14 protein-coding genes are annotated in these 13,664 nt (G+C 65.9%); all 14 read left to right on the forward strand.

What is annotated here, in order from left to right:
* Positions 1–63 precede the first annotated feature (63 nt).
* The 14 genes from BUS12_RS18830 to BUS12_RS18890 all read left to right on the forward strand — a co-directional run bounded on the left by BUS12_RS18830 (position 64) and on the right by BUS12_RS18890 (position 13,574).
* Positions 64–564 carry an A24 family peptidase gene (locus BUS12_RS18830; protein ID WP_074298185.1) on the forward strand — a complete coding sequence of 167 codons (501 nt, stop codon included), beginning with the start codon at positions 64–66 and terminating at the stop codon, positions 562–564.
* Complete coding sequence (locus tag BUS12_RS18835) at positions 561–1,058, forward strand: TadE/TadG family type IV pilus assembly protein (protein ID WP_083640516.1); 498 nt, start codon at positions 561–563, stop codon at positions 1,056–1,058. Before BUS12_RS18830 ends, BUS12_RS18835 begins: the two co-directional genes overlap by 4 nt.
* 88 nt (positions 1,059–1,146) lie before the next feature.
* Complete coding sequence (gene cpaB, locus BUS12_RS18840) at positions 1,147–2,082, forward strand: Flp pilus assembly protein CpaB (RefSeq protein WP_253190253.1); 936 nt, start codon at positions 1,147–1,149, stop codon at positions 2,080–2,082.
* Between the two features lie 40 nt (positions 2,083–2,122).
* Complete coding sequence (locus BUS12_RS18845; RefSeq protein ID WP_074298189.1) at positions 2,123–3,559, forward strand: type II and III secretion system protein family protein; 1,437 nt, start codon at positions 2,123–2,125, stop codon at positions 3,557–3,559.
* Positions 3,556–3,735 (forward strand): hypothetical protein, encoded by a 180-nt coding sequence (locus tag BUS12_RS38250; RefSeq protein ID WP_143788400.1) that lies wholly within the window; start codon positions 3,556–3,558, stop codon positions 3,733–3,735. Before BUS12_RS18845 ends, BUS12_RS38250 begins: the two co-directional genes overlap by 4 nt.
* Complete coding sequence (locus BUS12_RS18850; RefSeq protein WP_074298191.1) at positions 3,707–4,948, forward strand: fimbrial protein; 1,242 nt, start codon at positions 3,707–3,709, stop codon at positions 4,946–4,948. Before BUS12_RS38250 ends, BUS12_RS18850 begins: the two co-directional genes overlap by 29 nt.
* Before the next feature lie 3 nt (positions 4,949–4,951).
* Positions 4,952–6,310 carry a TadA family conjugal transfer-associated ATPase gene (locus BUS12_RS18855; protein ID WP_074298193.1) on the forward strand — a complete coding sequence of 453 codons (1,359 nt, stop codon included), beginning with the start codon at positions 4,952–4,954 and terminating at the stop codon, positions 6,308–6,310.
* Positions 6,303–7,313: a type II secretion system F family protein gene (locus tag BUS12_RS18860; RefSeq protein ID WP_074298195.1), complete on the forward strand. Its 1,011-nt coding sequence runs from the start codon at positions 6,303–6,305 to the stop codon at positions 7,311–7,313. The genes BUS12_RS18855 and BUS12_RS18860 overlap by 8 nt, the downstream gene beginning before the upstream one ends.
* Positions 7,313–8,329, forward strand: a complete 1,017-nt coding sequence (locus BUS12_RS18865) for a type II secretion system F family protein (protein ID WP_074301577.1) — start codon at positions 7,313–7,315, stop codon at positions 8,327–8,329. Before BUS12_RS18860 ends, BUS12_RS18865 begins: the two co-directional genes overlap by 1 nt.
* 3 nt (positions 8,330–8,332) lie before the next feature.
* Positions 8,333–9,235, forward strand: a complete 903-nt coding sequence (locus BUS12_RS18870) for a tetratricopeptide repeat protein (RefSeq protein ID WP_253190162.1) — start codon at positions 8,333–8,335, stop codon at positions 9,233–9,235.
* Between the two features lie 23 nt (positions 9,236–9,258).
* Positions 9,259–9,606, forward strand: a complete 348-nt coding sequence (locus BUS12_RS18875; RefSeq protein WP_074298198.1) for a DUF3613 domain-containing protein — start codon at positions 9,259–9,261, stop codon at positions 9,604–9,606.
* Positions 9,607–9,614: 8 nt separating this feature from the next.
* Positions 9,615–11,402 carry a TadG family pilus assembly protein gene (locus BUS12_RS18880; RefSeq protein WP_074298200.1) on the forward strand — a complete coding sequence of 596 codons (1,788 nt, stop codon included), beginning with the start codon at positions 9,615–9,617 and terminating at the stop codon, positions 11,400–11,402.
* Between the two features lie 10 nt (positions 11,403–11,412).
* On the forward strand, positions 11,413–12,804 hold the full coding sequence (locus tag BUS12_RS18885; RefSeq protein ID WP_074298202.1) for a sigma 54-interacting transcriptional regulator: 1,392 nt from the start codon (positions 11,413–11,415) through the stop codon (positions 12,802–12,804).
* A 47-nt stretch (positions 12,805–12,851) separates the two neighbouring features.
* Positions 12,852–13,574 (forward strand): DUF2968 domain-containing protein, encoded by a 723-nt coding sequence (locus tag BUS12_RS18890; protein WP_074298204.1) that lies wholly within the window; start codon positions 12,852–12,854, stop codon positions 13,572–13,574.
* Positions 13,575–13,664: the final 90 nt, after the last annotated feature.

Consider the following 13,664-nt stretch of genomic DNA (forward strand, 5'->3'; position numbering starts at 1 on the left):
GAATAGAGCGTATGCGGGCTGCTTTGCAGTCCGCAGGTACTCTTGTTGCCGGTCGAGTCCCATATGAACTTGCCAACTGCTCAATTTCTGTTTGCCGCATGGGCCTTGGCGATCGCTGTGTGCGATTGCCGTACTCGCTGCATTCCGAATTCGCTCGTCGCTACCGGATTGGTGGCGGCATTCGCCTGCGCGCTATTTCAATGCAGTCCTTTTGGCGTTTCGCCTGGGGCTGCGGCACTCGGCGCGCTCGTGGGTCTGGTGGCGCTGCTGCCGTTCTTTGCACTCGGGGTGATGGGTGCCGCAGACGTCAAGGTGTTCGCGGTGCTTGGCGCCTGGTGCGGCGTGCATGCGCTGCTTGGCCTATGGGTTGTCGCGAGCCTCGCAGCAGGCGTTCACGCGGTCTGGTTGCTGATCGCTACGCATACCCGGCTCGCGGCGGTTGGACGCCAGGGTGGGCCGACCTTCGAGTTGGGTGCAAGGCGTTCTACGCCGTACGCGGCCTGCCTGACGGTGCCGGCCATCGCGTGGCTGGGGTGGCATGTCTTTGCTGCGGGTATGAAATGAACCGGACTGCTTACCAATCGGCTCCGCGCTCGCATCCGCGGGTTGCGTTGCTGCGCCGGCGCCGCGAGCGTGGCACCGCGGCCGTGGAATTCGCGATGATTTTTCCGCTGTTCTTCATGATCCTGTACGGGATCGTGACCTTCAGCCTGATCTTCGTCGCACAGCAGAACCTGACCCTGGCCGCTGAAGAGGGGGCCCGCGCCGCGCTGAACTACCAGACGGCAACGAGCACGACTAACGCGCTTGCTGCACGCACGACTGCCGCATGCACGGCGGCAAGCAACGTGGTGACCTCGCTGATCAGTAGCGCGACCTGTGTATCGAGTTCGACGACCTGCAGTTACGACGCCACGATGGATTGCATCAAGGTGACCTTGACCTACAAGTACGCCAGCGCACCCCTGGTGCCGACTTTGCCGCTGCTGAATTTCGTCTTGCCCGCCTCGCTGGTGAGCAGTGCGATGGTGCAACTCAACCCGGAAAACATACTGTGACGTACGCATTCGTTTCTCGCTTTCCGGTTGCGCAGGATTCGCCTGAGCGGGTCCGCTGCCGGGCCGCGCTCACACCACAGGGCGACGCATCATGCCGAATCTGACCCGCATCCTTGCCGGCGTCCTGATCGCGCTCGCGCTGCTGCTGGGCGTTTTTGCGTGGACGCTCTCGCGCCGGCCCGCGCCGCATCCGGTCGTGCCGGTGACGCAAGCCACCTTCCCCGTGGTGGTAGCGGCGCGCGTGCTGCCCGCCGGCAAACCGATCACCGTCGATGCGCTGCGCGTGCAGACGCTGCCGATCAATCCGAACGGCGCGTTCGGCGACCCATCGCAACTGGCTGGCCGGGTACCCACCTCGGACATCGGGGCGGATTCGCCGGTGCTCGAAGGCCAGTTGTCGTCGGGCATTGCGGAGCGTGTCGAACCGGGGCAGCGGGCGATCGCGGTCCGCGTCGACGAAAGCAACGCAGTCGGCAACCGGCTGCGGCCGGGCAATCTGGTCGACGTGTTCTTCACGCTAAAACGCGACGGCAACCTGGGCAACGGCGCCGAAGTCGAGCGCAGCCAGGCGCGCCTCCTGATGTCGAAGGTCCGTGTGCTGGCTTTCGGCAACGCCACGCCGGCAGCCGACAGCCCGGGCGATGCGAACGGCATGGTGCGGACCGCCGTGCTTGCCGTACCGGTTGCCGACGTCGACAAGCTCACCCTGGCTGAAACCTCAGGACGGCTTGTCTTCGCCCTGCGCAATCCGAAGGACGACGAAGTGATCGATCCGGCCGCTTTTGCGCCGACGGCGGGCGTCCTCAAGATCGCCGCCAACGCACCGGCGGGCGACGCCGCACAGGACTCGACACGCGCCGCGGCCGGTGTGGCGCTCGATGAACTGTCCGGCAGTACGGGCAATCCAGTGGCGCATCCGCAGGCGGCGCCGCGCATCGCCCGGCCGGTCACGCGGGTCGCGGGTGCGGCGAACGACGGTATTGAAGTGATACGGGGTGGGCGCGCCGAAACGGTCGCTCGATAGCAGTTTCAGGGAACGGGCGGGCGGTTGAGCCCATAAGAATATGAAAAAACGGATCTTTGCTTGCGGGTTGGCCGCGTGGCTGTGCATGGCCTCGCTGGCCGTCGCGCCGGCTAGCGAGGCGGCCGATGCGCCGCAGACTGTCGACATCACGGTGGGCTCGCAGCAGCCGCTGGCGCTCGGCCATACCCTGACGCGGATCGCGATTGGCGACCCGACGGTCGCGGACGTGCTGATCATCCGTGGCGACAAGCGCGGTGGCGTGCTGCTGATCGGCAAATCGCCGGGCAGCACCAATCTGATGCTGTGGGAGCGCAACCATGACACGCCGATGTCCTACACGGTCAACGTGACGAGTACGGCAGCGGGTGCGTTGCTGGGGCCGGGCGCGCCGTCGGTGAAGACGGCGGGCGATACGGCGCTGATCTCCGGGTCGGCCGCGACGATGGAACAGCACCAGCGGGCCGTGGCGGTCGCGCAGGCTGAGGCGCGCGCTCACGCTGCCGCGCTCGGTAGCGGTCTGGATAGCGGCAAGGGTGGCGGCGCGGGCGGCAAGGGCGGCTCCGCGGCGGGTGGCGCGGCGGGCGACACCGACGCGAATGTGGTGGACGCCTCGACCGTGGCGACCCGTTCGGTGGTGCAGGTCGACGTGCGGGTGGTCGAGTTCAGCCGTTCGGTGTTAAAGCAGATCGGGCTGAGCATCCTCAAGCAGAACAACGGCTTCACGTTCGGCTCGTTTGCCCCTTCGGCGCTCAGCTCGGCGACCTTCGGCGCGTCGCCGTCGTTCAACTCGACCATGCCGATCTCATCGGCCTTCAACCTGGTGTTCAACTCGGTCACGCATGGCATCAGCGCCGATCTGAGCCTGATGGAGAGCAACAATCTCGCGCGGGTGCTCGCGGAGCCGACACTCGTCGCCTTGTCGGGACAGAGCGCGAGCTTTCTGGCCGGCGGCGAAATTCCGGTGCCGGTGCCGCAGGCACTCGGCACGGTGTCGATCGAATACAAGCCGTATGGCGTCGGTCTGATGTTGACGCCCACCGTGCTGAGCCCCCAGCGGATCGCGCTCAAGGTCGCGCCCGAGGCGAGCGAACTGGACTTTACCAACGCCATCACGATCAACGGCGTGTCGGTGCCGGCCATTACGACGCGGCGTGCCGATACCACCGTGGAACTGGGCGACGGCGAGAGCTTCCTGATCGGCGGCCTGATCGACCGCGAGACGATTTCGAATGTGTCGAAGGTGCCGTTGCTCGGCGACCTGCCGATCATCGGCGCGTTCTTCAAGCAGGTGAGCTATTCGCAGAACGACAAGGAACTGGTGATCATCGTGACCCCGCATCTGGTTTCGCCGATCGCCAAGGGCGCTGCATTGCCCACGACGCCCGGCGAGCAGTCCGAGCAGCGCGACGGTGCGGTGTGGCGTTCGGTACTGGGCGGCATCGTGTCGCCGGATGCGGCGCCGGGGTTCTCGAAGTGAACGTGGTTCGTCACGCGGCGCGGCCGATGCCGCGCGGCGCGACGAACCGGAAGGGCGGGCAGGACGGCGCATGGGCGCAGGCCAACCGCAGCAGTGCGCAGTACGATTCGGCGGCCGCGAAGTTCAGGCTGCAAAGGGATGTCCACTATGAACGCGAGAACGCATTCATTGACTGAACGGGTGATCACCGACTACTTCGTGTTCGCGTCGCTGGCCGACGAACACGTCCAATGGCTGACCGATACCCTGGTGGCAGCCGGTGCGGTCGAACAGGCGACGCTCGATCCGTCGATGCTGACTCAGCGCATCGCGACGCTCAACCCGTCGCTGGTGTTTGTCGACTTTTCCGGCGGCCGCGCCGCGGCGGCGAGTGCCGCGGCGAGTGCGGCACGGGCCGCTTATCCGGGCCTGCAGATCGTCGCGGTCGGTTCGCTCTCCGAGCCGGAGGGTGCGCTCGCCGCGCTGCGCGTCGGCGTGCGCGATTTCATCGATTTGTCGGCGCCGGCGGAAGACGCGCTGCGCATCACCCGCCAGGTGATCGACAACCTGGTCGAGCCGGTCAGCCGGCACGGCCATGTGGTGGTGCTGCTCGGTGCGCGGGTGGGCATGGGCGTGAGCACGCTGGCCGCCAATCTGTCGGCCATGCTGCACCGGCGCGACGCGTCGCAAGGTCGGCAGACCGCGTTGTTCGACCTGGGCTTGCCGGCCGGCGACGGCTCACTGCTGCTCAACACACGCAGCGAATTCAACTTCGTCGAAGCCGTGCGCAATCTGCGCCGCTTCGACCAGACCTTCGTCCACACCGCGCTGTCGCATCATGCGAGCGGGCTCGCGCTCACGTCGCTGCCGCCGAATCTGGCCGACATGCGCGAGGTGTCCTACTCCAGTTCGATCAGCCTGTTCAACCGGCTGCGGGCGTTCTTCGACCAGCAGATCGTCGATCTGGGCGGCTTCAGCAACAGCGAGTTCATCGCGCATGTCGTGCAGGCCGCGGACGAAACCTGGCTGCTGTGCGATCAGGGCGTGGCGTCGATCGTCTCGGCGGTCGGCGTGCTCGACGCCTTGCGGGAAGAGGGCGTGGACGTGAGCCAGGTGCGCCTGCTGGTCAACAAGTTCGATCCGGATCTGGGTCTTACCGCTGCGCAGATCGCGCAACGCCTCGATATTCCATTGCTCGGCACCTTGCCCGAGCGGCGCGTGCCGCTCGGGCAGGCCGTCAATCAGGGGCAACTGCTGATCGACGCGTCGCCGCGCGACCCGTTCGTTCGTGCGCTCGAGCCGCTGGTCGAGCGGCTCGGCGGAGCGGCGAGCGCTGCGGCGCAGGCGCGCGGCAAGTCCGCGCTCGGTGCGCTCAAGCGCTTCATTCCAACCTCCAACAAGCGGTCATAGACGATGGCTAAAGACATCGAATTTGCCGACGACGCGCCTTCGTTCGCGCATAGCCAGCAGTTCCAGGACATCAAGAACGCGGCGCACGAACATCTGCTCACGCGTATCGAGGAACTCGGCGCGGAGTTCGGCCGCTGGTCGCGCAATGCGATCAACCAGTTCGTCGACCTGGAAATGGACAGCTTCGTGCGGCTGCGCCGGATTCCGATCAACGAGAGCGAGGTGCGGCTGATTGCCGAAGCGCTGACCAAGGAACTGGCGGGCTTCGGCCCGATCGAGGACCTGCTCAACGACGCGGCGGTCGAAGACATCCTGATCAACGGCTACAACGACGTTTACGTCTCGCGCCACGGCATTCTGACCAAGATCCCCGTGCGCTTCGCCGACAACGCGCATCTGCTGCGCATCGTGCGGCGCATTCTCGCGCCGATCGGCCGGCGCCTCGACGAATCGAATCCGATGGTCGACGCGCGGCTGCCGAACGGCGGCCGCGTCAACGTGGTGATCGAGCCGCTCTCGATCGACGGGCCGATCGTCTCGATCCGCAAATTCCGCAAGGACCCGATGCGTCCCGAGGATCTGCTCGGCAACGGCACCTACAACGCGGAGATCGGCGCGCTGCTCGAAGCGGCGGTGGCGGCACGCTGCAACGTGCTGGTGTCGGGCGGCACGAGTTCGGGCAAGACCTCGCTGCTCAATGCGCTGGCATTTCATATTCCCGAGCCCGAGCGGGTCGTGACGATCGAGGATACGGCCGAACTGTCGCTGAACCACCCGCACGTGGTGCGGCTCGAAAGCCGCCCGGGCGGATTCGACGGCGCGGGCGTGGTGACGATCCGCGACCTGCTGCGCAATACCTTGCGGATGCGTCCCGACCGCATCATCGTCGGCGAAGTGCGCGGCGGCGAGGTGCTGGAAATGCTGCAGGCCATGAACACGGGCCACGACGGTTCGATGGGCACGGTGCACGCCAGTTCGCCGCGCGAGTGTCTGTACCGGCTCGAAATGCTGGCGGGTTTCGCGGGCTTTCAGGGCACCGAATCGAGCCTGCGGAGACAGATCGCCAATGCGATCGACTTCATCGTGCAGATCGGCCGTCTCTCGAACGGGCGGCGGCGCATTCTGTCCATCACCGAAGTGACGGGCCTGTCCGACAACATCATCGCCACCCAGGAGCTGTATCGCTACGAGCCGGTGCTTGCTCAGGATGGCGAAGAAATCGACCAATGGGTCTCGCTCGGCATTCACCCGCATTCGCCCAAGCTTTCGCGCTTCAGGCAGGCACTTGGCGGCGCGCCGGAGCAGACCGGCCGGTTCGGCGGTTTTGGCGGTGGCGGGTTCGGCGGGGGCTTCAATGTCTAGTGCGATCGTGCTCATCGCGGCGCTCGCGGTGCTGTGTGCGGCCGGCGCGCTGCTGTTGTTGCAGCGCGGGGCGCAACGCGAAGAGCGGGCGAGCACGGAGCGCTTTATCGACAGCCGGATGGCGCCGACCATGCCGGGCGGCGTCAGCGCGGCGCGCACCGCGCCGCTGCGGCAAGCCACGGCGGCGCATGGCGGCATGGCCCCGCACGCCCCTGAGGAGGGCGCCGGTTCGCGCGTGCAATGGACCTACCTGAAAGCGCGAGTGGGCTTTGCCATCGACAACACGATGAGTCGCGCCGGCATCGCGAACGCCCGCACGCCGGCGCTCATCATGCTGGTTGCCACCTCGGTGCTGTGCTTCTGGGCGGTTCGCGAGGGCGGGGTGCTGGCCGGGGCCGTGACGCTGCTCGCGTGCCTGAGTTTCGTCTTCTTCCTGGTGTCGATGCGCACGCAAAAGCGCCGCCAGTCGATCGTGCGGCAACTGCCGTCGTTTCTCGACGGCATCGTGCGGCTCATCACGTTGGGCAACAGCGTGCCGGCGGCATTCCAGGGGGCGATGCAAACCACCGACGCGCCGTTGCGCGACTGTCTCGATCATGTGTCGCGCATGCTGCGCACCGGCGTCGAGATCGACCGCGCGCTCTCGCAGGCGGCGGTGCTGTACGGCGCCCGCGAGCTCGAACTGGTCGGCGCGGTGTTGCGCCTGTCGGTGAAGTACGGCGGCCGCGCGGATGTGATGCTCGACCGCATGGCTTCGTTCATGCGCGATCTCGAACAGGCCGAGCGCGAACTGTCCGCGATGTCTGCGGAGACGCGCCTGTCGGCATGGATTCTGGCGCTGCTGCCGGTTGGTATCGGCGGTTTTCTGATCCTCACCAATCCACGCTACTTCGGCGCCATGTGGTTTGATCCGACCGGACGCGAACTCGTGTATCTCGCGTTCGGCTTGCAACTGGTCGGCGCCTGGTTGCTCTACCGCCTCACGCGGCTGAGGGCGACATGATGCAAGCCGATCACGTTGCCGCCATCGCGCTGGGGCTCGGTGCGCTCGCCTTGCTGCTGATCGCCGGCGTGCTGCTGGCGCGGCTCGCCGCCGCGCGGCGCAGCGAGCGCACGCTGGCCCACGCACTCGATGAACGCGCGCTGCAAAGTGCTGCGCTCGCGGCCGCCAGTGCGACGGCGCGGGGGACGGACGCCGTCCCGAACGCGGCTGCCAGGACGACGAAGGCGGAGCACGCCACCGGTATCAAGGCCCTGGTGGAGCGCTTCGCGCACACCGGCATCCGCTGGCTCGATACGCCGTTCGGGCGCCAACTGGTCGCCGATGAAGACCGGCGCCTGCTCGAACAATGCGGCTTCGTCGACACTCGCACACGCGGACTGTTCCTGATCGCGCGGGTCGGCCTCGCGGCTGTCTTGCCGTTGCTCGCGGGCACGCTCGCAGGCGGGCATGTCGACGGCAAGCGCTATGTCGCGCTGGTGATCTGCGCGATGATCGTCGGCTTCATGCTGCCGAAATTCTTTATCCAGCGCCGCGCGGGTGCACGCCGGCGCGGGGTGATCGAAGAACTGCCGATGCTGGTCGACCTGTTGCGCCTGCTGCAAGGGGTGGGCCTGTCGCTCGACCAGAGCTTGCAGGTGATGGTGAGCGATTTCCGCGGCGTGCTGCCGGTGCTGTCGAGCGAGCTGGAAATCGCCCAGCGGCAGTTCGCGGCGGGCCGCACCCGCGAGCAGTCGCTGCAGCGGCTGGCCTCGAGCTATGACAACGAAGACATGCGCGCGATCGTGCGGCTGCTGGTGCAGGTGGACCGCCACGGCGGCGCGGTGCAGGAGCCGCTCAAGCAGTTCGGCGACCGCTTGCGCGAGACGCGGCGCTCGATGTTGCGCGAACGGGTCGGGCGACTCGCGGTGAAGATGACGGGCGTGATGATCCTGACGCTGCTGCCGGCGCTTCTGATCGTGACCGCGGGACCGGGCGTACTCGCGGTGACGCATTCGCTCAATTCAATGAGACGGTAAGCCATGCTAATGACGTACGACCTAACCCTCGATGGCGCCGCTCCTGCATGGCAGGCGGCGTCGGTGCGTACAGCACGCACAGCGTGCGGGGCACGCAGGGCGCGGCTGGTCCGGCGCGCGACCGCCGTGCTGGCGCTCGCGTTGCTCGGCGCTTGCGCGTCGAAGGAGTCGGGATACGGCGTGGGGCCGCAGGCCGAACGCGCGGCCGAGATCCAGCAGGCGGGCCGCGACCCGGCGCCCGACACGCCGGATGTGTACCTCGACCTGATCGGACGGATGCAGTCGGAGGGGCTTTACTACGCCTCGCTTGCCCATATCGACGCCTTCGAGAAGCAGTATGGCGTGAGACCGGAGACGATCCTGATGCGCGCAGACGCGCTGCGTATGACCGATCAACCGGATGCAGCTGCGGATGCCTATACGAAACTGCTGCCCACGCCGCTCGCGGCGCGCGGTTATCGCGGACTGGGCTTGATCGCGGGCGCGGCGGGCGATTTTCCGCGGGCCGCCCAGCAGTTGCAGGAAGCGGCGCGGCTCGCGCCGACCGATGCGCCGACCCTGTCGGATCTCGGTTACGCGCGCCTGCGCGAGGGCGACGTGAACGGCGCGCGCGTGCCGCTCATGAAGGCCGCGGAACTCGATCACAACAATCCGAAGATCATCAGCAACGTCGCGCTGTATCTGCTCGCCGACGGCGACAACGTGCGGGCGGCGACGTTGATGGATCAGCAGAAATTCTCGCCGGACGTGCGCGCGGCGATCCGCCGCGACGCGGCCAAGATCGCGGTGGCCGGCATGGCGCGGCCGGGCGTGGCGCAAACGCAGCAGGATGCCCGTAACGCGCCGGTCGCGAGCGCGTCGGCGCCCGGACCAGCGCCGCGCCTGTTGCAGCGATTCTCACAATAGCAGGGTGGCAGAAGGGGGCGAACATGACAAACCAATCCATCAATCGAAGCAAGGGCCGTCTGGCGAGCCTCGTGCTGACCCTGGCCGCGCTTGCGCTGGCCGGTGGCGCGAACGTGGCCCGCGCGCAGAACGACGCCAGCCAACCGCCTGTGCCGAACAGCGAAATCGACCACGCGACGAGCCAGTGGCTCGCGCTTCAGCGCAGCAATGCAATGGCCGCACCGGCCCAGCCGATGCTGGGCGCGGAAGCAAGCCTCGCCTACAAGCGCTACCTGGAGTCGTTCAATTCGAAGATCCCCGATTACTACGGTTCCGCGATAGGGCAGTCGAGCAGCGGCAGTTCACAGGGCGGCACGCTGCCGCAGAATTGAGAACTGATATGTCGGTCTCCGAATCATCCTCCTCGACGATTGGGCGCTTCGCGCAGCGGCGCCGCGCGGGCCATGTGTCCGTGCGCCGCCAGCGCGGCGTGACCGCCATCCTGGCGGCGGTCTGCATTGGCCTTGCGATCGCGGCGCTGGGGGTGATCGACGTCGGCAACTACTATTTCGCGCGTCGCGAGATGCAGCGGACCGCCGATCTGGCGGCGGCGGCCGGCGCGCAGACCATCAGCAACGGCGGCGGTTGCACGTCGGCCACCAACTCGGCGAACAACAATGCCGTGAAAGGCAACGGTCTGTCGACCGGCGCTACCGTCACGGTGGTGTGCGGCCGCTGGGATCCGACGGTCAATGCCGGTCAATCGTATTTCGCGACCAGCGGTGCGCCGATGAATGCCGTGCAGGTCACGGTCAGCCAGACCGTGCCGTATTTTTTCGCCGGGCCGGCGCGGGTGATCCAGGCGGTGAGCACGGCGCAGGCGACCAACATTCGCTCGTTCTCGGTGACCCCAACCGTGGCGAGCTTGTCGGGCGGCCTCCTGAATGGCCTATTGAACGGTTTGCTGCCTGGCGCCAACCTGAATCTTAGTGTGGCGTCGTATCAAGGCCTGGCCACGACCCAGATCAAGCTGGGCGATCTGGCGGCCGCACTCGGCGTCGGATCGATGAGCCAGTTGCTCGGGACGCAAGTGTCGCTCGCGAAACTCGTGTCGGCGATGATTACCGCTGCGGGCAAGAGTGCGACGGTGGGGGTGACCGCGATTACCGATCTGGGCACGATCCAGGCCGCCATCCCATCCGGACTCAACGTCGCGCTAGGCGCGAATTCGACCACCAACGGTCTGTTGACGGTGGCGCTCGACGATCCACAGGCGGCGGTCAACGCCACCGTGAACCTGCTCGATACGTTGCTGGTGGCCGCTGAGGTCGCGCAGGGGCAATCCGCGGTCAACCTTGGCACTGCGCTCAATCTGAGCCCGCTTGCCAACGTGACGGCGCAGGTGAAGATCATTGAACCGCCGGTGATTGCGGTTGGCGAGGCAGGGCAGAACGCAGACGGCACGTGGCGCACCAGCGCGCACTCGGCAGACGTGCGGCTCTACCTGAACATCAATCTGCTCAGTATCAACCTGGGACTGGCTACGGTGACTGCGTTAAACCTGCCCATCTACATCGAAGTGGGAACGGGCACGGCGTGGCTGCAGAGCACGCAATGCACCACCAGCAAGGCCACGAGCCAGAGCGTGATCTCGGCGCAGCCTGGCCTCGCTTATGTTTGCGTCGGTAACGACGCGATCAGTAACTTTACCAATACTACGACGACAGCCACGTGCAATCAGGCGGCGTTGGTGACCAATGCCACGGTGGGGACGTATTCGTTGATCAGTATTTACGCCGGCAATCCCACCACCAATGCCGGGTTGTCCTTCAAGGTACAGCCTCCTGCGGCGACCCCATTGACGTTCAACGGTATCTCGGGCGATTCCGACGACTATCAGACCGCCAACTCGAACGCCGTGGGCTCGGTGGCGATCAACCTCCTGACGCAAATAAATAACAGCTTGCTTTCGTCGCTCTATCTCACCGTGGGCGGTGTGAATCCTGGCCCCATCGTCGCGGCGCTGCTACAGCCCTTGCTGACCGCGGTGGATACGTTGCTGAGTCCGCTACTGACTGCACTCGACGGACTGCTCGTGCCTTTACTCCAACTGCTGGGGGTCCAGATCGGCGAAGTCACGGTCCACGACCTCGGACTCGCCTGCGGTCAGGCCCAACTGGTTTACTGATTCTTCGCCAATGAGAACCACCGCCAAAATCGACGAACTCGATATCTACGTTTGGGAAGGCAAGGCCGACATCGTCGACCGCGTCGCGCGCTGCATGGCGAGCTTCGACGTCGAGGTGATCCGCGCGGACGACATCGCGATTTCGCCCGAGCGCACCGCACTGCGGCCGTCGCTTGCGATCATCAGCGTTTCCGTGATCGATAGCGGCGCGCTGATCCTGCGCGACTGGCAGGCCGCGCACGGCATGCCGGTCGTGTGGGTCGGCGCCGCGCCGCGCGATCACGATCCCGCCATGTACCCGTCCGAGTATTCCCATATCCTGCCGCTCGACTTCACCTGCGCCGAACTGCGCGGGATGGTCACCAAGCTGGTGTTGCAAATCCGCGCGCACACGGCGCAGACGCTCGAGTCGAGCGCGCTGGTCGCCAACTCCGAATGCATGCAGGCGCTGCTGCACGAAGTCGACACGTTCGCCGACTGCGACACCAGCGTGCTCGTGCATGGCGAGACCGGTGTCGGCAAGGAGCGCATCGCTCAACTGCTGCACGAAAAGCACCGCCGCTACGGTCAGGGACCGTTCGTGCCGGTCAACTGCGGCGCGATTCCGGACGGCCTGTTCGAGTCGCTCTTTTTCGGCCACTCGAAAGGCTCGTTCACCGGGGCAGTGGTGGCCCACAAGGGCTATTTCGAGCAGGCCGACGGCGGCACGCTGTTCCTCGACGAAATCGGCGACCTGCCGCTCTACCAGCAGGTCAAACTGCTGCGTGTGCTGGAAGACAGCGCGGTGACGCGGATCGGCTCGGCGACGCCCATCAAGCTCGACTTCCGTCTGGTCGCCGCCACCAACAAGCACCTGCCGCAACTGGTCAAGGACGGCACGTTCCGCGCCGATCTTTACTACCGGCTTGCGGTGATCGAATTGAAAATCCCGTCGCTCGAAGAACGCGGCGCGGTCGACAAGATCGCCATCTTCAAGGCGTTCATCGCGTCGGTGGTCGGTCAGGAGCGGCTCGAGACCTTGCCCGACATCCCCTACTGGCTGGCCGACGCCGTCGCCGACACCTATTTCCCCGGCAACGTGCGCGAACTGCGCAACCTCGCCGAGCGGATCGGCGTGACGGTGCGGCAGATCGGCGCGTGGGACGCGGCGCGGCTGCAACGGCTGCTGGCGCTCGCGCGCAGCAATCAGCCGGTGCCCGCCGAGAGTGCGGCGGAGGTGCTGGTCGATCGCAGCAAATGGGACATGGCCGAACGCAGCCGCGTGCTCGCGGCACTCGACGCAAACGGTTGGCGCAGGCAGGATACCGCTGGTACGCTAGGCATCAGCCGGAAGGTGTTATGGGAGAAAATGCGTAAGTACCAAATTTTCGACGAAGAGCCCGAAACACGCGAAAGTGAGTAATAATGAGACAGATGTACTAAAACAAAAACTGTTCAAGCAGGATTTACATGGACCACAAGTCGAAACTTCGACAGATTGCCTTGGGCGCTTTGGTGGCGCTGGGGACCGTGCAGGGCGTTTATGCGCAGGCTCTGACGGATAGCGGGGCAAGCGCAGCCGTTGTTTCCCAGCCGGGTACGACGACAGCACTGCCGGCCACGACGCAGGACCAGGCGGGACAGTCGACGGCGCTCACGCCCGACGAGGCGAAGCAATCCGCCGCCGGCAACGTTGCGGAACTGCAGCAGATGATCCGGGGGTCGGATCTGAAGGAGCTGCGCACGACGTACAACGGTAGCTACGGCGCGAGCATGCTGTTCTACCCGAAGGAGATGACGTACTACGTCGCGCTGTTCCAGCAGAAGACCTTCTGGCGGGTCGTCAAGACCGAGGACGAAACGCGCGCTGAGATGATCTACAAGGACTTCGTCCGTCAGACCATGCAGTTGTCGGACGTCGAAATCCGCCGCACCCGCCTGGAGGCGCAAAAGGCCTTCACGGAGCGCATGATCGCCCTGTCGCAGGACCGTGCGAATCGTCTGCAGGCCGACCTCGACGTGGCCCATCAGCAACAGAACATCGTCAACAGCCAGCAGCAGCAGACGCGCGCGGAAGCCACGGCGCTTGCGCAGCAGAAGACTGCCGCTCAGGCCCAGTTGCGCGAAGCACAACGTCAGGTGCAGGAGCTGCAACGTCAGCTGGATAGCGGTCTGCCGACTACCCAGCACTAAGGCAGCAGCCAGTCTGCGTCGCCAGCGGGGCTGGCGGCAGACCCAAGACCTCGCCCGGTTCGCCGCGCGAGGTTTTGTCGTTTCCAGCGA

Source organism: Paraburkholderia phenazinium, assembly GCF_900142845.1.
GTDB classification, from domain to species: Bacteria; Pseudomonadota; Gammaproteobacteria; order Burkholderiales; family Burkholderiaceae; genus Paraburkholderia; species Paraburkholderia phenazinium_A.

What these genes read in the sequence shown, in the direction of transcription:
- BUS12_RS18850 (WP_074298191.1), top strand. Translation starts at nt 3,707, where the DNA reads ATGAACGCGAGAACGCATTCATTGACTGAACGGGTGATCACCGACTAC.
- BUS12_RS18830 (WP_074298185.1), top strand. Translation starts at nt 64, where the DNA reads ATGAACTTGCCAACTGCTCAATTTCTGTTTGCCGCATGGGCCTTGGCG.
- BUS12_RS18835 (WP_083640516.1), top strand. Translation starts at nt 561, where the DNA reads ATGAACCGGACTGCTTACCAATCGGCTCCGCGCTCGCATCCGCGGGTT.
- BUS12_RS18860 (WP_074298195.1), top strand. Translation starts at nt 6,303, where the DNA reads ATGTCTAGTGCGATCGTGCTCATCGCGGCGCTCGCGGTGCTGTGTGCG.
- BUS12_RS18880 (WP_074298200.1), top strand. Translation starts at nt 9,615, where the DNA reads ATGTCGGTCTCCGAATCATCCTCCTCGACGATTGGGCGCTTCGCGCAG.
- BUS12_RS18845 (WP_074298189.1), top strand. Translation starts at nt 2,123, where the DNA reads ATGAAAAAACGGATCTTTGCTTGCGGGTTGGCCGCGTGGCTGTGCATG.
- BUS12_RS18890 (WP_074298204.1), top strand. Translation starts at nt 12,852, where the DNA reads ATGGACCACAAGTCGAAACTTCGACAGATTGCCTTGGGCGCTTTGGTG.
- BUS12_RS18875 (WP_074298198.1), top strand. Translation starts at nt 9,259, where the DNA reads ATGACAAACCAATCCATCAATCGAAGCAAGGGCCGTCTGGCGAGCCTC.
- BUS12_RS18885 (WP_074298202.1), top strand. Translation starts at nt 11,413, where the DNA reads ATGAGAACCACCGCCAAAATCGACGAACTCGATATCTACGTTTGGGAA.
- BUS12_RS18865 (WP_074301577.1), top strand. Translation starts at nt 7,313, where the DNA reads ATGCAAGCCGATCACGTTGCCGCCATCGCGCTGGGGCTCGGTGCGCTC.
- BUS12_RS18855 (WP_074298193.1), top strand. Translation starts at nt 4,952, where the DNA reads ATGGCTAAAGACATCGAATTTGCCGACGACGCGCCTTCGTTCGCGCAT.
- BUS12_RS18870 (WP_253190162.1), top strand. Translation starts at nt 8,333, where the DNA reads ATGCTAATGACGTACGACCTAACCCTCGATGGCGCCGCTCCTGCATGG.